Consider the following 19,873-nt stretch of genomic DNA (forward strand, 5'->3'; position numbering starts at 1 on the left):
CACCGCCACCGGCCCGGCCGGTGCCGCTCACCAGAGAGAAGGAACATGCTGAACTTCGACGTCGAACGCTTCGTGCGGATCCAGTCCGGCGCAGTCGGTCTGGCAGACGAACTGCACCAGACGGTCGCCGACGCGCTGGCCGCGGGCACCGAGAACCTGTTCTTCCTCGGCGCCGGCGGGGTCACCCTGCTGACCCACCCCGCGGCCCGCCTGCTGCAGACCGGCTCCACGTTCCCCGTGCACGTGGAGATGGCGGCCGAGCTCGTGGTGCGCGACAACGTCCACCTCGGGGCGAACTCGCTGGTGGTGATGCCTTCGCTGTCCGGTACCACGAAGGAGGCGATCGAGGCGCTGGAGTTCTGCCGCGCCAAGGGCGCCAAGGTCGTCACCCTCACCGGTCACGCGGAAACCCCCATGGCCGAGCTGGCCGACGTGAACTTCACCAACTTCGTCGAGGACGACACCTCCAGCGAGTCGTACTACCTGCAGACGCTGCTCATCGCGCTGAGCGTCATGCACCTGCGCGGGGAGTACGACGGCTGGACCGAGACCGTCGCGGCGCTGCGGGCGCTGCCGGAACAGCTCGTCGAGGTCAAGCGCGCGTTCGAGCCGCGAGCCGCCGAGATCGCCGAGACGATCAAGGACGAGCCGTACCACATCATCACCGGCGCCGGTTCGGTCTGGCCCGAGGCGTACTACTACGGCATGTGCATCCTCGAGGAGATGCAGTGGATCCGCACGCGCCCCGTGCACGCCTCGGACTTCTTCCACGGAACCCTGGAACTGGTCGAGGCCGGGGTCAGCGTCATCGTCTGCAAGGGCGAGGACGAGACCCGTCCGCTGGCCGAGCGCGTCGAGAAGTTCGTGCCCGACCACACCGAGAAGGTGCTCGTCCTGGACACCGCGGACTTCGACCTCCCGGGCGTTCCGGCGCAGCTGCGCGCGCTGCTGTCGCCGGTCCTGCTGGCCACCGCCTTCGAACGGCTCAGCGCCCACCTCGAGGTGCTGCGCGACCACCCGCTGACCACCCGTCGCTACTACCGCCGACTGGACTACTGAGCGGCCGTCGAGCCGTCCCACGTCCCGGTGGACCACCAGGAGGCAGCCGTGCACGACGTCCAGGACGGGGTCGCACCCGACGGACGGCGTGCCCGGCGCACCCCGTCCGTCGGCAGGCCATCGGTGAAGAGGCTGAGGAGGTCAGTAGCGTCGTCCTTCCCGACGGAGGAGGACGAGGTGCCGGACAAACGGCCGCTGGCGAGCAAGGTGCGCGACGAGCTGATCGAGCTGTTCCGGGCCCAGGGCCTCAAGCCCGGCGACCGGCTGCCGAGCGAGGCGGAGATCTCCCAGCTGTGCGACGTCGGGCGCAGCAGCGCCCGCGAGGCGCTGAAACTCCTGGAGCAGGAGGGGCTCGTCCAGGTCGAACCCGGGCGTGGCCGGTTCCTGTCCTCCCTGGGCAGCCTGTCGGTGGACCGGCCCATCACCCGGTTCGAGTCCATCACCCGCATGCTCGCCAGCCTGGGCCGCTCCAGCCGCACCATGGTGCTGTCCGTGGCCGAGGACGAGCCCACCGCCGCCGAGGTGGAGGCGCTCGGCCTGGAGGCCGGCGAGCGCGTCGTGCGGGTGGAGCGGCTGCGGTCCGACGGAGACGAGCCGCTCATCTACAGCCTGGACACCATCCCCACCTCGTGCATCCCCGGCCCGGCCCGGCACCTGGACTGGACCGGCTCGCTCACCGACGTCCTGGCCGCCCAGGGGCACCTGCCGGTGTCCTCGGCCGCCCGGTTGCAGGCCGTGGACCTGCCCGAGCACGTCCGCGAGCAGTACCACCTCGGAGGTTACGGCCCCTGGCTGCTCATCACCGAGACCGCGATCACCGTCAGCGGTCGACGGGTGCTGCACGCCCAGGACTACCACCGAGGCGACACCTTCACCTTCAACGTCCTGCGTCGCTGACCGCGGTGCGGGCTCGGAACCCGGAAGAGGTCCCCATGACCGCACGCTCCGCAAGCCTCACCCTGCCCCCGCCCGTCACCACCTCCCCGCAGGACCGCGCCTACTGGCTCGACACCACCGTGCCCGAGTTCGGGGAGGACCTGCCCGCCCTGGCCGGCGACATCGATGCGGGCATCGCGATCATCGGCGGCGGTCTCACCGGGTTGTGGACCGCCTACCGGATCACCGAGCTGGACCCCACCGCCGACGTCGTGGTGCTGGAGGCCGAGGTCTGCGGGGCCGGCGCCTCCGGACGCAACGGGGGACAGGTCCACAGCTGGTGCGAGAGCCTGGACCGCCTCGAAGCGGTCGTCGGTGCCGCGGAGGCGGTGCGGCTGGCGCGGGCCTCGGTGGAGGCCATCGAGGAACTGGCGGCCCTGCAGCAGGACGGTCTCGACATGGACCTGCGGCTGGACGGCTGGGTGTGGGGCGCCAGTTCCCGGGCGCAGGAGGGTGCCTGGAACGCCGCGGTGGCCCGCAGCCGGGCCGCCGGGCTCGACGTCTACACCGAACTCGACGCCGCCCAGATGCTCGCCCGCACCGGGACGTCGTCGTCCTACCAGGGGGTCGTGGAGGAACGCGCCGGATCCCTGCACCCGGGGAAGCTGGTCCGCGGTCTGCGCCGCATCCTGCTGGAGCGGGGCGTGCGCATCCACGAGCGGACGCCGGTCACCGCCATCGGTCCCGGCCCCCGTCCGCGACTGACCACCCCGGCCGGCAGCGTCCGTGCGCAGAAGGTGCTGCTGGCCACGAACGCCTGGGCCGCCGCGATCCCCGAGATCAACAGGTTCACCTACGCGGTGGAGAGCCAGGTGATCGTCACCGCCCCCATCCCGGACCGGTTGGACGCCCTCGGGCTGAAGAACGGCGCCTCGATCTGCGACTCCCAGCAGCAGGTCCTGTACTACCAGCGCACCGTCGACGGCCGCCTGCTGCTGGGGCGCGGCACCGGGCACCCGGTGTACCGGGGGAACCTCACGGCACGCTCGAACCGGAACCCGGCCCTGGTCGAAGGGACCCGGGCCGAGCTGGTCCGCCTCTACCCCTCGCTGGCCGATGTTCCGATCAGCTACGACTGGGTCGGTGCCATCGACTGCGTCGCGACGCACGTCCCGGTGATCGGAACCCTGCAGCAGCACCCCGACGTCCACTACTGCGTGGGCTGGAACGGAACCGCCCTGGCCCAGATCCCGGTGGGCTCGCGCATCCTGGCCAGCGTCCTGCTCGGCATCGACGACGAGTGGGGACGCAGTCGCCTCGCCGGCGCACGACCGGTTCCCGTCGTGCCCGAACCCGTGCGTTTCATCGGCGCACAGGTCGTCCGCGCGGCCATCGTCCGGCGCAACGCCCTGGAGATCCGCAACCGGCCGGTGGACCCCGTCACCCGTGCCCTGACCAGCCTGATGCCGAGTCCGGAACACGTCCCGGAGGAGACTCCGCACCCGGACCCGGTGCCCGAAACTCACCGGTGACCGGAACGTCACCGCGGTGGAACGTTCCTGAAACACCCGGGTAGGACGATCGGGCCCACGAGCCTTCGCCCGTCCGGCACGGCCTGCCCGGCCGCCGTTCGGAAACACCCCGAGCTCGCCATTCCCCCGACCTGGAGGTCAACCATGCCCGGAAAGAGAAGTCTGGCGTTCGCCGCGGCCTGCCTCACCGCAACCCTGGGGCTCAGCGCTTGCGGCGGCGGTTCCGGTTCCGGCGGCGCCGAGGCCGACGTCACCGCGCCGGTGGAGTACAGCGGGGAACTGAGCATCCTCACCAAGTTCGGCCAGGCCGAACTCGCCCCCTACTTCACCGACCTGGCCGCGCAGTACGAGGAGCTCCACCCCGACGTCGACGTCACGCTCATCCAGGAGACGGACCAGAGCGTCAAGGACAAGACGAAGACGCTGGTCGCCTCGCAGGCCCTGCCGGACATCTACTTCACGTGGACGGGAAACTGGGCGAACGACTTCACCAGCAACGGACTGGCGGCCGACCTGACACCCGTCATCGGGCCGTCGACCGAGTGGGGGCAGACGTTCAGCAAGCCCATGCTGGACGCGTTCGCGAAGGACGGGAAGTACTTCGGGATCCCGCTCTACACCGACGCCAAGTTCATGGGGTACAACACCAAGGTCTTCGCCGACCTCGGCCTGCAGATCCCCAGCACGTTCGAGGAACTGCTGGCCGACTGCGCGACGATCAAGTCCTCGGGGATCGAGCCGATCTCGTTCGGCAACCAGGACGGCTGGCCGGGGCTGCACTACCTGCAGCAGCTGTTCGCCTACAACGTGCCCAACGACACCCTCACGGCGGACTTCGACCCCGAGACGGCCTCGTGGACCGACCCCGGGTACGTGGCCTCGATGGAGCAGTTCAAGCAGCTGGTCGACCAGTGCACCGACACCGGAGCGCAGTCGAACGGGGTCCTGTACACCACGGCGATCCAGAAGCTGTCCGACGGGCAGTCCGCCATGTACTACCAGGAGATCATCGAGTTCAACACCGCGTCCGTCGAGGGGACGCCGCTGGCGCAGGACGGTTTCGGGTTCTTCAAACTACCCGTGCCGGCGGGCGCGAAGGGCGATCCGGAGGCGATCGAGGGCGCCCCGGAGGGCTACTTCGTCAACAGCCGGTCCGACCAGGCCGCCCTCGCCGTCGACTTCATGAAGTTCGTCACGAGCAAGGCGAACGCCGAGGTCCTGTCGGCGCCGCCGTACGGGCAGCCCAGCACCGTGGTGGGAGCGGCCGGTACCGCCAGCCCCGCCGTGGCCGCCTCCCTGGAACAGCTGGACGACGCCTCGCAGGTCGTGCCGTGGCTGGACACCATCACCGTGCCCGACGTCGCCAGCGCCTGGCTGGCCGGCGTGGAGGCGCTCGTCAACGGTGACAGCACGCCCGAGCAGGTCCTGGAGAGCGTCCAGAAGGCGTCCGCGGCGGCGAAGGCGTGAGCAGGGTGGCGCCGACGGACACCCGGCCCGCGAGTCCGCCGACGACTGCGCCGCGCACACCGCCGGCGATCCAGCGCGGCCGCAGCTACCGTCGACGGCGCGTCACCGGCCTGGTGTGGGTGCTGCCGGCCCTCGCCGTCCTCGGGGTCTTCGTCTACCTGCCGCTGGCGCAGAACCTCGGGTTCAGCTTCCTCGAGTGGAACATCTACAACGGGAGCTTCACCTTCGTCGGCGCCGAGAACTACCAGCACATGGTGCAGGACCCGGTGTTCTGGCGCTCGCTGCGCAACAACGTCGCCTACGCCGTCGTCTCGATCGTGCTGCAGGTCTTCGCGGCCCTGGTGCTCGCGGCCCTCGTCGAGGGACTGCGCAGCGAGCGGTGGAGGCGGGCACTGCGGGCGATCTACTTCGTCCCGTCGGCCATCTCCATCACGGTGGCCGGCCTGCTCTTCTACTTCATCTACGAACCGAACCTCGGGCTGCTCAACGCGATGCTGTCCTCCCTCGGCCTCGACGGGCTCGAGCACGCCTGGCTCGGGGACAGCGGCACCGCGATCTGGGCGATCATCGCCATGAGCCAGTGGCAGGGTTTCGGCTACAGCGTCCTGCTGTTCAGCCTGGCGATCCAGCGGATTCCGGGTGAGATCCTGGAGGCCGCTGCGCTCGACGGTGTCGGCCCGTTCCGGCGGTTCTTCCGGATGACGGTTCCCCTGGTGGGTGAGATGACCTCGCTCATGGTCATCGTCACGGTCTCGGGCGCCTTCCAGGTGTTCAACGAGGTGATGGTCATGACCTCCGGCGGGCCCAACAACTCGTCCCAGGTGCTCGGAACCTGGTTGTACGCCAGTGGTTTCGTGCGCAACGACTTCGGCTACGCCGCCGCCATCGCGGTGGTCGTGTTCGTCCTGACCCTGCTGGTGGCGCTGGCGCAACTGGCGGTCAACCGCCGACGGAAGGTGGAGTACTGATGACCGCGAGCCGCTACCTGGCCCGCACCTGCGTGTGGACCCTGCTCGGCTGCCTGGCCCTGGTGGTCCTGTACCCCCTGGTGTGGATGGCCCTCAACGGGTTCAAGACCAACAGCGAGCTGTTCGGCAACCCGTTCGCCCTGCCCACCCAGTGGGGGCTGCAGCACTTCGTCGATGCCTGGCAGCGCGGCGTGAGCGACTACCTCGCCACGAGTCTGTTCGTCACCGTGGTGTCCACGGTCACCACCTCCCTGGTCAGCGCGTGGGCCGCCTACGGCCTCACCCGCCTGCGGGTGCCCTTGGAGGGTCCCCTCACCGCCGTCGTCCTCGCCGGGCTGATGCTCGCGCCCACCGTCGCGTTGATCCCGCTGGTGCAGATGTTCCAGCGCCTCGGGCTCTACAACAGCGTCTGGGCGCTGGTGATCCTCTACACCGCGTTCCGCATCCCCTTCACCACCTTCCTGATCCGCTCGTACATGGTGTCGATCCCGCAGGACATCGACGAGGCGGCGAGCATCGACGGTGCCAGCCACGCCTACACCTTCTGGCGGATCATCCTGCCCCTGTGCAAGCCGATCATGGCCTCCGTGGTCATCCTGCACGTGCTCTTCGCCTGGAACGAGTACCTGTTCGCGATGATCTTCACCAGCGGTGCGGGCAGCCAGACCCTGCCCGTGGGGCTCACGAACCTCATGGCCCGGCACGGCACCGACTACCCCGTGGTCTTCGCGGGGATGACCATCGCAGCGGTGCCCATGGTCGTGCTGTTCTTCGCCGGTCAGCGCTGGTTCATCCGCGGTCTGGCCGACGGGATCGGCAAGTGACCACCACGACCCCAGAAGGAGTGAACGCGTGAGGATCACCGGATCCAACTTCAGCTACCAGCACACCAGCTTCGAACGGTTCTGCCGGGACATGGTCGATCTGGAGCTGCCCGACGTCGAGATCTGGGGTGTGGCTCCGCACCTGCAGGTCGATGCCGCATCGGCCGGTGACGTCCGGCGGCTGCGCACCGTCCTGGACGGCCACGGCCTGCGTGTCCGCTGCCTGACCCCCGAGCAGGTCGTCTACCCGGTCAACATCGCCTCGGGGGACGACGACCTGCGCCGTCGCAGCGTCGCGCTGTTCCGGCGGGCGGCGGACATCGCGGCCGACCTGGGATCCCCGTTGCTGTTCCTCACGCCCGGCCGGGGGTACGAGGACGAGCCGGTGGCCGACGCGTGGCGCCGTTCGGCCGAATCGCTGCGCGAGATCGTCCAGCACGCCGCGTCCCGCGGGATCGACTGCGTCCTGGAGCCCTTGCAGCGTCGGGAGTCCAACCTCATCCAGACCACCGGGCAACTGCGGGCCATGCTCGACGACGTGGGGATCGCCGGTTTCGGCGTGGCGCTGGACACCGTGGCCATGGCCTGTGCGGAGGAGACGGTGGACGACTACGTGGCCGCCTTCGGCATCGACGGTGTCCGCCACGTGCACCTCATCGACGGCAACCCCGCCGGGCACCTGGTGTGGGGCGAGGGCCGGTTGCCCCTGGAGGAGATCCTGAACGCTCTCTCCCGCAACGGCTACAGTGGCTGGATGACGTTCGAGTTGTTCGGCGACGGCGACTACGCCCTGGATCCGCGCGCGGCGCTCGAGCGGTGTCTGCGACGGGTGCGCCCCCTCCTGGAGGCGGTTCCCGCGTGATCGTCCTGGCGCCGGGGATCCGGAACTACGACTGGGGCACGCGAGGCGGGATCTCCCACCTGCTGGGACGGCCGGTCACCGACGCGGTGGAGGCCGAGCTGTGGATCGGGGCCCACCCGGGATTCCCGACGCCGGTCGTCGGCGGCGGAACGCTGGCGGACGTGGTGGCGGCCGACCCCCGCGGGGTCCTGGGCGAGGAGGTGGCGGAACAGTTCGGCGAGCGACTGCCGTTCCTGCTCAAGGTCCTCGCGGCCGGCCGGCCCCTGTCGGTCCAGGTGCACCCCACTCCCGAGCAGGCCCGTGCGGGTTTCGCCGACGAGGACGCCCGGGGGATCCCCAGGACCGCGCGCGAACGCAACTACGTCGACGAGCAGGCCAAGCCCGAGATGATGGTCGCGGTGGGGAACATGCGCGCCCTCGCCGGGTTCCGCGAACCCGCCGCTGCACGCTCGGACCTGCTGGCCCTGCTGGGGGAACCGGGCAACGGTCTGCCCGCCTGGGACCGGCTGCACGAGGTCCTCTCCGGGGACGACCGGGCGGGAGCGCTGTGCGGTGCACTCTCGCAGCTGCTGTCGGGAGGACCCGAGGTGGACGACCTCGTCGGGCACCTGGTCGCCGCGGCCGGGACGGCACCCGGTGAGGACGTCACGGCTTCCGTCGTGCGCCTGCTGGCCGAGCACCACCCCGGCGACCCCGGGATCGCCGTCGGGACCCTGCTGAACCACGTGGACCTCGCCCCTGGTGAGGCCGTGTTCCTGGACGCGGGGACTCCGCACGCGTACCTGCAGGGCGTCGGGGTGGAGGTCATGTCGACCTCCGACAACGTCCTGCGCGGGGGTCTGACGAGCAAGCACGTCGACCTGCCGGAACTGCTGCGCATCGTCGAGCCGGTGGCGTCCGCGCCTCACCGCGTGGTCCCGGCCCAGCGCGCCGAGGGCAACCAGGTGTTCCAGGTGCCGGTCGGGGAGTTCCAGCTGCAGCGGCTGGAGAGCGCCGACCCGCAGTCGTTCGAGGTCGAGCGGCGCGGGCCGGTGGTCCTGCTCGTGGTGCGGGGGACGGCGACAGTGAGCTCGGACGAGGAGACCGTGGAGGCCGCGCGGGGCGACAGCTTCCTGCTGACCGCCGGCACGGGGAGCGTGCACCTGCTGGCAGGGCCGGACGGCGTGCTGGCCTTCGCGGCGACCGTGGGCAGGTGACCTGACGGTCAGCGACCGGGCCGCAGCAGCTCCTCGAGCGAGCTGCTGACGGCCAGGCGCGTCGCCCCGATGCGGGTCGCGTTGCGTCCCAGGTCGCTGCACACCACGCGGGTGCCCCACGGCAGCTCGTCGACGGCGGTCTGGACGCCCGCGCGCATCTCCTCGTTGGCGCCGACGCCACCGGTCAGGACGATGAGCCCCGGGTCGAGGAGGGCGACGACCGCCTGCGCGAGGCGCCCCACCTCGTGGGCGTGCTCGTCCACCAGGGCGCGTGCCTGCGTGCCGTCCCGCCGGCGCGCCGCGGCGAACAGTTCACTAGGGTCCTTCGGCGGATCGCCTCCCGTCCAGGAGGCGCGGACGCGGGCCATCAGGCCCTCGGAGCCGAGGTGGTGCTCCAGCCCCTCGTACTCGGTCGTCGCGCCAGGGCTCCAGGGGAAGGGCAGCATCGCGGCCTCCCCGGCCACGCCACTGGCGCCCGTCAGCAGTTGGCCCCGGGCGATGATGCCGCAGCCGATCCCGACGCCGACCTGCAGGACCACCACGTGGGAACGTCCCCGCGCGCAGCCCTCGTGCAGTTCCGCGAGGGCCGCGCAGTTGACGTTGTTCTCGATGCTGAGGGGCACCGTCTCCGGGACCGGGCCTGCGCGCAGCGCCGTCCGCATGAGGGCGACGTCGACGTCGCCGGGAGTGCCCTCGGCCGGGACGGACTCGTGCTCGAGCGTGCGGACGACGCTGTGCGGAACGGCGACCGCGACGGCCCGCAGCGCTCCGGCGTCCTCGCCCAGCACCCCGGTGGCGGAGGAGACGTGGTTGACCACCGACTGCGTGAGGGACCCCAGGTTGGAGCGGCTCGCGCCCCGACGGGCGTGGTCGCGTTCCCAGAACACCGTCCCGTCGAGTCGAGCCGCAGCCAGGCGCACCCGGGTGACCCCTGCGTCGACGCCCAGGACGTACCCGGAGGTGGGGGCCAGTCGGTAGACCGACGCCGAGCGGCCGGTGGCGCCCCGTGTGGTGTGGCTGAGGGTGAGCAACCCGGCGTCCTCGAGATCGCTGACCGCCGCCGACACGGTGGGCTTCGACAGCGACAGCGCCTCGGCCACCTCGGGACGGGTCATCTGGCCCAACCGGGCCGTGTACGAGAGCACGGCGCGGGCGCTGGCCGTCAAGCCCGTGGCCGGTGCTGGCATCAGGCACTCCTCCGCAGTTCGTCCGGCCGTTCGCCGACACGTGATCGTAACGCGCCGCCCCCTTGACCCGCCCTCTGGCGGTTAGTTAAGTTGCCGAACTCCCAGCCCTTCCTCCACGACGACGTGGAGCCACTCCAGGAGGTAAGGAAATGCCTGAACGACGACTGCTGCCGAGCCCGTGGTCGGCGAGCGCCGCCGGCTCGACGGCCGCCCTCAGCCGGCGGCACCTGCTCGGCCTCGGGTCGCTCGGCACCCTGGCCGTGGCCGCCGGGTGCGCCGTGCCCGGCACCTCGGGAGGCGGGGACGGTGACGCCGACCAGGACGGCGGGACGCTGCGCACGCTGTTCATGCAGCAGGCGGGGTACGACGCCGAGGCGATCGAGGCCATGACGACGGCCTTCGAGGCAGCCAACCCGGGGTGGTCCGTCGAGAACACGCTGGTCGCCTACGAGGCACTGCACGACAAGATCGTCATCTCGGCGCCGGCCGGCACCTACGACGTCATCCTGGTCGACTGCATCTGGACCGCCGAGCTGGCGGACAAGCAGATGGTCCTGGACGTCACCGACCGCTTCACGGCGGCCGAGAACTCCGACCTGCTGGCCGGAACACTGGCCACCGTCACCTACCAGGACCGTCGCTGGGGCTTCCCGTGGCTGCCGGGGGGCAAAGCCTTCTTCTTCAACGGGCCGATGCTCGCCGAGGCGGGCGTCGCGGTGGACAGCACCGCCACCTGGGACGGCTGCGTCCAGGCGGCCCGCACGCTCAAGCAGGCCGGGCTCGTGGAGTACCCGTTCAGCTGGAGCTGGTCGCAGTCCGAAGCGCTGATCTGCGACTACACCCAGCTCCTCGGGGCGTTCGGCGGGCGTTTCCTCGACGAGGACGGCAGACCGGCCTGGAACTCCGGCGGGGCCGTGACCGCACTGGAGTGGATGGTGATGACCCTGCAGGAGGGCCTGACGGATCCGGCGTCCACCAAGTCCCTCGAGGACGACGTCAAGAAGGCGCTGCTGCAACGCCAGGCCGCGATGGGCCTGAACTGGGACTACGTCTACGCGGCGTCGAAGGACCCCGCCGAGACGCCCCACGTCGGCGAACTCACGATGGCCGTCTCCCCGGCCGGCCCGACCGGCCAGAACCCGGCCGTGGACGGGGGCATGGGGTTGTCGGTCACGGTGGGTTCGAAGAACTCCGACGCCGCCTGGAACCTCGCCGCCTTCCTGGCCAGCCCCGAGCAGCAGCTCGCCCACGCCGACAACTCGCTGCCGGTGTGGTCGTCGGCCTACACCGACGAGTTGCGCGCTGGTCGTGAGCAGATGGTGGACGTCGACCGGGCCGGCTACGAGAACCTCGTCAGCCGCCCGCAGGTGTCGGACTACAACGCGGTGAGCCAGATCCTCCAGGCCAGCCTCCAGGAGGCCCTGCTCGGACGGCGGTCGCCGCAGCAGGCGCTGGACGACGCGGCGAACCAGGCCACGGACGTGATCGGCGGATGACGACCACGCACGTCCCGGTGGAAGACCGGACGCAGGAGCAGCGGCACCCGGGCCGTCTGCGCCGGGACCGCAGCCAGGCGCCGCTCGCACTGCTGCTGATGCTGCCCGCGGTGCTGGTCGTCCTGGGGGTGGTGCTGTACCCGTTGGGCCGCACCCTGGTCCTGAGCACGCTCGACGTGAACTCCTCGGTCCAGCAGACCGCCCCGTTCGTCGGGCTGGCCAACTACGCGGCACTGCTGAGCGATCCGGCGTTCTGGTCGACCCTGTGGCGGACGACCCTCTTCACGGTCTTCTCGACCGGGCTGCAGCTCGTCCTGGGACTGGCCGTCGCCCAGTTCCTCAACCAGCCCCTGCGCGGTCGGTGGTTGTTCCGCAGCGCCGTGGTGCTCGTCTGGGCGCTGCCGACCATCGTCAACGCCAACATGTGGCGCTGGATCCTGAACTCCCAGTACGGCTACCTCAACGGCCTGCTGAGCCACCTGGGCCTCATCGACCAGTACCACGACTGGATCGGTGGTCCGCTGCAGGCGCTGTTCGTGGTCGCACTGGCGGACACCTGGAAGTCGACGGCGCTCGTGGCCATCCTCCTGCTCGCCGGCCTGCAGGCGGTCCCGCACGACATCTACGAGGCGGCGGCCCTCGACGGCGCCGGTGCCCTGCGCCGGTTCTGGCACATGACCTTGCCGCTGCTGATGCCGATGGTGGGCGTCGTGCTGGTCCTGCGCACGATCGAGGCGTTCAAGGTGTTCGACATCATCTACGTGATGACGCGCGGGGGACCGGCGTCGGGAACCACGACGATCGCGTTCTTCACCTACCTGCAGGCCTTCTCCAACCAGCGCTTCGGTCTGGGATCGGCGGTGGCGTACGTGACCGTGCTGTGCATCCTCGTCCTCTGCTTCGTGTACTCGCGCCTGCTGCGCCGGGGGAACGGGGCGGCGTCGTGAACCGCCGTCCGCTGGTGCACCGGATCGTGACCTGGGCGTTCGCCGCCGTGCTGCTCGTGGCGGTGTTCGGCCCGGTGCTGGCCCTCGTCGTGGCCAGCCTGTCCAGCCAGGCGGAACTGCTGGCTCTGCCGATGCACCTGTGGCCGTCGGAACCGACCCTGTCCCGCTACCGCGACATCCTCACCGGCGACGCGGGCAGCATCGCCGGGGCCCTGCGGGCTGCTCTGGTGAACAGCCTGGTCGTGGCCGCGGCGTCGGTGGCGGTCAGCCTCGGTTGCGGTGCGCTCGGCGCCTACGCGGTGGCCCGGCTGCGGTTCCGCTTCCGCCGCGGAGCCGTGCTGCTCCTGCTGGTCACGTACATGATGCCGCCGCTGGCCCTGGTCATCCCGATCTACCTCGCCCTGTCCGGACTCGGCCTGCTGGACAACCGTGCAGGGTTGATCGTCGTCTACTGCTCGTTCACGACCCCCTTCGTCCTGTGGCTGCTCAGCAGCTACTTCGCCACTCTCCCGGTGGACCTGGAGGAGGCCGCGCTCATCGACGGCTGCACCCGGCTCGGGGCGCTCTTCCGGATCGTCCTGCCCCTCAGCAGGCCGGGGCTCGTCTCCGCGGGTCTGCTGGGTTTCCTCGGCGCCTGGGACGAGTTCTTCTACGCGCTCATCCTGACCTCCTCGCCGACGGCCAAGACGATCCCGGTCGCGCTGACCGAGTTCACCGGGCGCTACAGCCTCGACTTCGGCCTCATGGCCGCGGGTGGCCTCATCGCCGCGCTGCCACCCGTCCTCATCGCGCTCGTCCTGCAGCGCTACATCACCAGCGGCCTGACCGCCGGTGCCGGCAAGTGACCGGCCCGGCCCTGATGGGAGAACCACCTGTGTCCGACGACCTGTTCATCCCCTACCGCGACGCCATGGCCGACCAGGCGGCGTCCCTCGACGCCGTGGTCGCCCGGGTGACCGGACAACTGCCTGCGGCCGCGGAACTGCTGCGAGCCAGCCGACCGGTGTTCACCGGCATCGGCGCCAGCCTGGCGGCGGCGGCGGCGCCGGTGCACACCCTGCGGACCCGAGGAGTTCCGGCGCACCGCGTCGGCGTGGGTGACCTGCCCGCAGGCGGGCCGGCGCTCGGGGACGCCGTCGTCGCCGTCTCGCAGTCCGGGCGCAGCGCCGAGACGGTCGCCGTGCAAGCCGCGCTCCACGGCCGGGGTGACGTGCTGACCGCCGCCGTCGTCAACGTGCCCTCCTCACCGGTCACCCAGGTCAGCCAGGTGGCGGTGGACCTCGGTGCCCAGCGCGACAGCAAGGCGTCCACGATCGGTTTCACCGGCACCCTCGCCGCACTCGGCCTGCTCGCCGACGCCTGGGACGCCCCTGTCGCGGCGCAGGCCGACCAGTGGGCGCGACTGGGGAGCGTGCTGGCGGAGTTCGACTCCGCGCTCGGGCCGACGGTGGAACAGGCCGCGGACCTGATCGGCGCAGCGGTCTGCCTCGACGTCGCCGGGGAGCAGGCCGGCGTGGCCGCGGCGGAGTCCGGCGCTCTCCTGCTGCGCGAGGTGTCGCGCATCCCGGCGACCGCGTTCGAGCTGCGGAACTACCTGCACGGACCGACCGAGTCGGCCCACCCGACGGGGGCGGAGCGCGTCACCGGCCACCTCCTGGTCGGTGGGCCCCGCTCGGCGGAACTGGCGCAGCAGCTGGCGGGGTTCGGTGCCCCTGTCGTCCTGCTCGCCGACAGCTCCGTCGGCGCGGGAACGGTTCCCGGTGTCCTCGTGATCGAGCTGCCGGCGCTGCCGGAGGCGCAGCGGGCGGTGGTCGCGACCGTGGTGATGCAGCGGCTGTCGCTGGAACTGGCCGACCGCGCGGGTCACGACCCCGACGAGTTCGTCTTCTCCAGCGCCGACACGAAGGTGGACACGGCCGTACCGAGCGGGTCCCGGTGATCGCCGGTCGCGCCCACGGCGGGGACGGCGAGAGGTTCCTCGTCGGAGTGGACGTCGGCGGAACCAAGGTGCACGTTGCGGCGTCCATCGGCCGGGAACCGGTCCTGGACGTCGTCCGCCCCAGCGAGGGGTGGGCAGCCCAGCCCTACGCCGCGGCGGCCCGCTGGCTGACCGACCTGCTCGACGGCGTGCTCCCGGGGTGGAGCAGCGCATCGGGCGTCGCGGTCGGGGCGCACGGGGCGGACAGCCCTGAACAGGTCGCCGCGCTGCAGCGCGCGGTCTCGGCGGCGGCTGGACGGGAGTGCACGGTCGTCAACGACGCCGAACTCGTCCTGCCCGCCGCCGGGGTGGACACGGGCGTGGGACTCATCGTCGGGACCGGGTCCATCGCCTCGGGGCACACACCGGACCGTCCGACGATCACCGCCGGAGGGTGGGGCTGGCTGCTGGGGGACCAGGGCAGCGCGCCGGCACTCGTGCTGGACGCGGTGCGGGCGATCCTCTTGAGGCACGACCTCGGTCTGCCGCTGGATCCACTCGGCGAGGCCTTCCTCGAGGCCTACGGCGTCAGCTCCCCACCGGACCTGCTCGTCCCGGCCGGGACGGCCGGCGCCCGGGGAACCTGGGCTCGCCACGCCCCGCTCGTCTTCTCCGCGGCGGCTGCGGGATCGCAGGACGCGGTGCGGGTGCTGAACTCGGCGGCAGCCGCGCTGGCCGACCTCGTCGACCGGCTCGCCCGACGAGGAGTCGACGTCCGCGACGTGGTCGTCGCCGGGGGCGTCGTCCGGAACCAGGCCGGTTACGTCGATCGGATCGCAGCCGCCGTGCGGTCCCTGCATCCGACGGCGCACGTGCGTCGGCTGGACGTCGAACCCGTGACCGGTGCGCTCGTGCTCGCCGGCCGGGTGGCTGGCGGTGCGGCGTCGGTACCCGCGATCGTGCGGCCGGGGGAGCTCCTGGCGAGCTGACGCCTGGAACGGGGTGGTCGCCTCTTCCGGGAACGCGCCCGGCGGGCCCTCGCCGCCGGGTTCCCACTGTCGGTCACGGAGGCCGGGCGTCGAGAGCTGCAGAGGCGCGGTGCGTCGCACGCTCCTCCCGGTGGCCCGCGCTTCGGTTCCGGTCCCGCGTTCCCGCGAAGGAGCGCGGGTACCGGCCCGGCAAGGGCTCGCCACGCCGAACGGCACGCCAGTGCCACGTCGAGGTCGAGGTCGAGGTCGAGCCGGTGTGGCAGGTACCTGCCACGCCCGCAACCCCCCGCAACCAGGCATTGACCCCCCGCGACCGCGGGGAAAGGTTGACGCCATGGAACTGCGCCGACCAGCGACGATGCTGCTCACGCTGACCCTCGCCCACCCCGTGAGCGCGCTGTCCGCCCCGGCCGCGTCCGCAGAACAGGCGGATCCGGGAGGGGGCGGCGCGATCGTCTTCGTCAGCGACCGGGACAGCCTGCCCCTGCCCAACGACGCCGACGACGAGGTGTACCTGTACGACCCCGCCACCGGCACGACGGACCGGGTGACCGACAACGACGTCCAGGAGACGTTCCCGGTCCTCTCGCCCGACGGGCAGTGGCTGGCCTTCCTGGACCGGGTGCGGGTGAGCATCGACGTGTGCCGGTTGACCCGCTCCGGCACCGACTGGTCGTGCCCGGACCCGCGCGGCGTCGTCAGCTACCCGGCGCCGGACCGGGGACGGTTCGCCTGGACGCCGGACGGCGCGTCGATCGTCTACTCGGCCACCGATCCCGTCGGCGGGGACGCCGACCTCTTCTCGGTGGACCTGACGAAACTCGAACCGCCTCGCAACCTGACGCAGGAAGACCCGGCCGCCGGCGAGGAGGGGGAGGCGAACGAGGTCGAGCCCGCGGTGTCCCCGGACGGTGAGCACGGCGTCTACGAGCGCTGGGATCGATCCTCCAGCGACCTGTTCCGCCGCCGGGTCGACGGCTCGGAGCCGGTCGCTCTGACGGCGACCACGATGGCGCGCGAGGCCGGACCCGCCTTCTCCCCGGACGGCGAGCGGATCGCCTTCCACGCCAACCGGACCGCACCCGACGACGTGGACGTGTACGCCATGGGAGCCGAACCCGAGAGCGCCGACAACCCCGCGCGCGACCTGACCGCCTCGGACGGATCGACCTACGAGCGGTACCCGTCGTGGTCCCCGGACGGCACGCAGCTCACCTACTGGTGGAGCCTGACCCCGCAGGGACAGGACGACGGGGAGGTCTGCACCGTCGGCGCCGACGGGAACCCCGGGACGAACCTCACCGCGAACAACCCCACCGATCCCGCGGCGCGGCCCGTCGGCGACACGATGCCCAGCTGGGGCAGTCCCGTTCCCTGAGTCGCGGACCACCCGCTGACCCCCGTTGGGGGATCACCTGATCGGACCAACCCCTGCTGGATCGGCTCATCCGTCGAGCCGATCACCAGGGCATGCCTTCCCTTCTGCGGCGCATCGCGCTGGCCGCCGCCACCCTGGCGGTCACCGTGCAGGGCACCGTCCTCGCACCAGGTCTCGCCCAGGCAGCACCGGGCGGTTGCGCGCCGAAGGGGGCGATCGCCGGCAAGTACACCTCGATCGGCGCGGTGACCTCGCGGCTCGGTTCCTGCGTCACGGACGAACTGCCCGTGGCCCGGGACGGGCGCGCGGAGTTCTTCCAGGGCGGGTCCATCTACTGGAGCCGGGCGACCGGTGCGCACGTCCTCGTCGGCGGCATCCAGGCCGCCTACGCCGGCCGCGGGTGGGAGAACTCGGTCCTCGGGTTCCCGACCACCGACGAGTTCGGGCCGCTCATGCGCGGCGGGTACGGCCAGCACTTCCAGAACGGGTCGCTGTACTGGACTCCGGCGACCGGGGGTGTCGTCGTCCGCGGCGCGTTCCACCGGCACTGGGCGTCGAGCGGATGGGAGAACTCCGCCCTGGGGTACCCGCTGCGCGACGAGGTCGCCCTGCGCGACGGTGCGGTGCAACCGTTCGAGCGTGGTGCGCTCTACTGGTCGCCGGCCACCGGGGCCCACGCCGTCCTCGGTGCGATCTTCGCCGCCTACGCGCAGCGCGGCTACGAGTGGGGCGACCTCGGCTACCCCGTCACCGACGAGTACGACGTCCCCGGCGGACGGCGCAGCGACTTCCAGTTCGGCACCATCACCTGGAACGCCGCGACCGGCGCGACGAACGTCACCGTCACCGGGTCGCGCGCGCCGAAGGTCACGGTCCTCGGTGATTCCCTGACGTTCGGGGCGTGCGGCGAGACGGCGCAACGGGTCGGTGCGAACTCCGGCGTGCAGGGCGTCGCCTGCTTCGGGTGGCCCGGGGCGACGTCGGACGAGATGCAGGCCTACGTCGAGAACCCGGGGTTCCGGTCGTCGTGGCCGAACATGCTGCTGCCGATGCCCGGCGTCGACCTGCGGGCCGCGGTGCGGTCCAGCGACGTGCTGGTCGTCGGCCTGGGCACCAACGACGCGTTGCGCGACCGCGCGGGGTACGACGTCCGTTCCTGGCCGCAGGGTGACGTCGCTCCGCTGCCCAGCGGGCACGTCCCGGTCGACAACGGGTACTTCGACCAGAAGATCGACTACTTCATGCAGCTGGCCGCCGGCAAACCCGTCTACTGGTACGACCTGGGCTACCACGGCGGCGACCGCGCCACCGCCTACTACTTCTCCCACCGCAACGACCGTCTGCAGCAGGCCACCCGCCGCTGGCCGAACCTGCGGATCCTGCCGTGGGCGGCCGCGGTGCGGGGCAACCCCCGGATGATGATCGACGAGGTGCACGTGGGGGAGGCCGGGAACTCGGTGCGCTGGAACCTGCTGCGCACCGCCCTGGGGCGCTGACCGGCGCAGCTCGCGTCGCGGCGACACGCGATCCCACGACAGGGCGTCGACACACGGCCACCATCGATCGTCCGGGCTCGGACGCGGGCCCGCCCCGGCCGACGAGGGAGGTCTGCGATGCCCGGAACACCTCTCGCCCCGAGGCGCCGCCGTCGCGCAGCCGCCGCCCTCACGGCCCTCGCCCTCGCGGCCCTCGGCCTGGCGGCCGCCTCGGCGGTCGTCGCCGCGCAGGCCCAGGCGGCGCCCACGCTGACCCTCGAGCGCCTGGCCGGCGCCGACCGCTACGCCACCGCGATCACCGCGTCCCGGTCCGCGTTCGCCGACGACTCGCTCGACGCCGTCGTGCTGGCCAGCGGAACCTCGACGGTCGACGCCCTGGCCGCCGCCGCGGTCGCCGGCGTCGTCGGCTCCCCGGTGCTGCTCACACCCCCGGACGCGCTCGACGCCGCGGTGCTCGCGGAGATCCGGCGGCTGGGGGCCGGCCAGGTCGTGCTGGCCGGTGGGGAGGCGGCCATCTCACCGGCGGTGTCCGAGGTCCTGGAACCGGAGTTCGCCGTCACCCGTGTCGCCGGCACCGACCGCTACGACACCGCGGCGCTGCTGGCCGCGTTCCTCAACGACGCCGAGCGCGAGGTGGTGTTCATCGCCGCCGGGCCGGTCGACGCGGCGGCCGTGGCGCCCATCGCCGCCGCCCGGCAGTGGCCGGTGCTGCTCACCGACCCGCGCGCGGCGTCCCCGCAGGCCCTGGCGGCGCTGGAGGACTTCCCGGACGCCCGGCGCGTCGTCGTGGGAGGCCCGGGCGTCCTCAGCCAGGCCGTCGCCGACCGGTTCGGCGCCGAGGAGCGCCTGGAGGGCACCGACCGGTACGCGACCGCGACGGCCATCGCCCGGTTCGCCGTGGAGCGGGCTGGCTTCCCCGGCGACGGCTTCGGCCTGGCCCTGGGCTCGGGAGGAGCCACCGGCACCGACCTCGCCGACGCGCTGACCTCCGGCCCGGTCCTGGGCCGGGCGCAGGCGCCGCTGCTGCTGACGGCCAGCCGCGACGACCTGGGGCAGGTCACGGCGGCCCACCTGGCGGCGAACGCGGCCCGCCTCAGCGCGCAGGGCCTCGTCTTCGGCGGCCCGGGCGCGGTGAGCCAGTCCGTGGTGGCGCAGGCCGCGGCGGCGGCCGGCACCACCGCCCCGGCGGCGACGGCGACCGACGGGTGAGGGCGTCGCGACCGGTGGCCCGCGCCCGCTGACCGGGCCGCGGTGCGCCCGTGTGCGCAGGTCACGGGTCCCTGGACAGCGCGGACACGGGGACCCCGACTAACGTGTCCCCATGGATCTGGACTCCCAGACTGAACAGCAGGACCGCCCGGAGGTGGAGGCCGACACGGCCCGGGAGCGAGCCGCGGAGTTCCGCCGCGACGCACGTGAAGACCCCGCCGCGGCCATCTACCCCCACGCCGACCTGGCGGACGTCGACCTCACCGACGTCGTCGACAGCATCGTGCGGCAACCACTCGTCGTCACCCGGCAGGGCGCCGAGGTGGCGGTCGTCGTGTCCGTCGACTTCTTCAACCGGGCGCACGCCGCGGTCGAGCTCCTCGAGGACGACGCCACGGCCGAGGCAGCCAGCGGGGCCTCGTAGGTCCTACCCACCCGCCAGGGCGGGACGGGCCGCGCCCGTCCCGCC

18 protein-coding genes are annotated in these 19,873 nt (G+C 71.9%); 17 read left to right on the forward strand and 1 reads right to left on the reverse strand.

The window, feature by feature from the left end; all coding sequences use genetic code 11:
- Positions 1-45: 45 nt before the first annotated feature.
- The 8 genes from ACRYR2_RS16145 (at position 46) to manA (ending at position 8,784) form a co-directional block, all read left to right on the forward strand.
- Positions 46-1,059: an SIS domain-containing protein gene (locus tag ACRYR2_RS16145; RefSeq protein ID WP_432563910.1), complete on the forward strand. Its 1,014-nt coding sequence runs from the start codon at positions 46-48 to the stop codon at positions 1,057-1,059.
- Positions 1,060-1,236: 177 nt separating this feature from the next.
- Complete coding sequence (locus tag ACRYR2_RS16150) at positions 1,237-1,956, forward strand: GntR family transcriptional regulator (RefSeq protein WP_432563911.1); 720 nt, start codon at positions 1,237-1,239, stop codon at positions 1,954-1,956.
- A gap of 35 nt (positions 1,957-1,991) precedes the next feature.
- Complete coding sequence (locus ACRYR2_RS16155; RefSeq protein WP_432563912.1) at positions 1,992-3,467, forward strand: NAD(P)/FAD-dependent oxidoreductase; 1,476 nt, start codon at positions 1,992-1,994, stop codon at positions 3,465-3,467.
- 144 nt (positions 3,468-3,611) lie between these two features.
- Positions 3,612-4,934 (forward strand): ABC transporter substrate-binding protein, encoded by a 1,323-nt coding sequence (locus ACRYR2_RS16160; protein ID WP_432563913.1) that lies wholly within the window; start codon positions 3,612-3,614, stop codon positions 4,932-4,934.
- Positions 4,935-5,002: 68 nt separating this feature from the next.
- Positions 5,003-5,902: a carbohydrate ABC transporter permease gene (locus ACRYR2_RS16165; protein WP_432563929.1), complete on the forward strand. Its 900-nt coding sequence runs from the start codon at positions 5,003-5,005 to the stop codon at positions 5,900-5,902.
- Complete coding sequence (locus tag ACRYR2_RS16170; RefSeq protein WP_432563914.1) at positions 5,902-6,726, forward strand: carbohydrate ABC transporter permease; 825 nt, start codon at positions 5,902-5,904, stop codon at positions 6,724-6,726. Before ACRYR2_RS16165 ends, ACRYR2_RS16170 begins: the two co-directional genes overlap by 1 nt.
- Before the next feature lie 28 nt (positions 6,727-6,754).
- Positions 6,755-7,588 carry a sugar phosphate isomerase/epimerase family protein gene (locus tag ACRYR2_RS16175; protein WP_432563915.1) on the forward strand — a complete coding sequence of 278 codons (834 nt, stop codon included), beginning with the start codon at positions 6,755-6,757 and terminating at the stop codon, positions 7,586-7,588.
- Positions 7,585-8,784 (forward strand): mannose-6-phosphate isomerase, class I, encoded by a 1,200-nt coding sequence (manA, locus tag ACRYR2_RS16180; RefSeq protein WP_432563916.1) that lies wholly within the window; start codon positions 7,585-7,587, stop codon positions 8,782-8,784. Before ACRYR2_RS16175 ends, manA begins: the two co-directional genes overlap by 4 nt.
- An 8-nt stretch (positions 8,785-8,792) precedes the next feature.
- Here the strand turns inward: manA and ACRYR2_RS16185 are convergent, their stop codons facing one another.
- On the reverse strand, positions 8,793-9,971 hold the full coding sequence (locus ACRYR2_RS16185) for an ROK family transcriptional regulator (RefSeq protein ID WP_432563917.1): 1,179 nt from the start codon (positions 9,969-9,971) through the stop codon (positions 8,793-8,795).
- Positions 9,972-10,120: 149 nt separating this feature from the next.
- Here ACRYR2_RS16185 and ACRYR2_RS16190 point away from each other — a divergent pair, with 149 nt between their 5' ends.
- The 9 genes from ACRYR2_RS16190 (at position 10,121) to ACRYR2_RS16230 (ending at position 19,828) form a co-directional block, all read left to right on the forward strand.
- Positions 10,121-11,467 (forward strand): ABC transporter substrate-binding protein, encoded by a 1,347-nt coding sequence (locus tag ACRYR2_RS16190; RefSeq protein WP_432563918.1) that lies wholly within the window; start codon positions 10,121-10,123, stop codon positions 11,465-11,467.
- On the forward strand, positions 11,464-12,414 hold the full coding sequence (locus tag ACRYR2_RS16195; protein ID WP_432563919.1) for a carbohydrate ABC transporter permease: 951 nt from the start codon (positions 11,464-11,466) through the stop codon (positions 12,412-12,414). The genes ACRYR2_RS16190 and ACRYR2_RS16195 overlap by 4 nt, the downstream gene beginning before the upstream one ends.
- Positions 12,411-13,259, forward strand: coding sequence for a carbohydrate ABC transporter permease (locus ACRYR2_RS16200; RefSeq protein WP_432563920.1), 849 nt, complete (start codon positions 12,411-12,413; stop codon positions 13,257-13,259). The genes ACRYR2_RS16195 and ACRYR2_RS16200 overlap by 4 nt, the downstream gene beginning before the upstream one ends.
- A 29-nt stretch (positions 13,260-13,288) precedes the next feature.
- Positions 13,289-14,353, forward strand: a complete 1,065-nt coding sequence (locus ACRYR2_RS16205; RefSeq protein ID WP_432563921.1) for an SIS domain-containing protein — start codon at positions 13,289-13,291, stop codon at positions 14,351-14,353.
- A complete protein-coding gene (locus tag ACRYR2_RS16210) occupies positions 14,350-15,321 on the forward strand; it encodes a BadF/BadG/BcrA/BcrD ATPase family protein (protein ID WP_432563922.1) in 972 nt (323 codons plus the stop codon). Before ACRYR2_RS16205 ends, ACRYR2_RS16210 begins: the two co-directional genes overlap by 4 nt.
- 334 nt (positions 15,322-15,655) lie before the next feature.
- Positions 15,656-16,699: a TolB family protein gene (locus ACRYR2_RS16215; RefSeq protein ID WP_432563923.1), complete on the forward strand. Its 1,044-nt coding sequence runs from the start codon at positions 15,656-15,658 to the stop codon at positions 16,697-16,699.
- A gap of 92 nt (positions 16,700-16,791) precedes the next feature.
- On the forward strand, positions 16,792-18,195 hold the full coding sequence (locus ACRYR2_RS16220) for a hypothetical protein (protein ID WP_432563924.1): 1,404 nt from the start codon (positions 16,792-16,794) through the stop codon (positions 18,193-18,195).
- Between the two features lie 117 nt (positions 18,196-18,312).
- Positions 18,313-19,404 carry a cell wall-binding repeat-containing protein gene (locus ACRYR2_RS16225; RefSeq protein WP_432563925.1) on the forward strand — a complete coding sequence of 364 codons (1,092 nt, stop codon included), beginning with the start codon at positions 18,313-18,315 and terminating at the stop codon, positions 19,402-19,404.
- A 112-nt stretch (positions 19,405-19,516) separates the two neighbouring features.
- A complete protein-coding gene (locus ACRYR2_RS16230; RefSeq protein ID WP_432563926.1) occupies positions 19,517-19,828 on the forward strand; it encodes a hypothetical protein in 312 nt (103 codons plus the stop codon).
- Positions 19,829-19,873 lie beyond the last annotated feature (45 nt).

Origin of the sequence: Kineococcus deserti, from assembly GCF_050871945.1 — a bacterium.
GTDB lineage: Bacteria > Actinomycetota > Actinomycetes > Actinomycetales > Kineococcaceae > Kineococcus.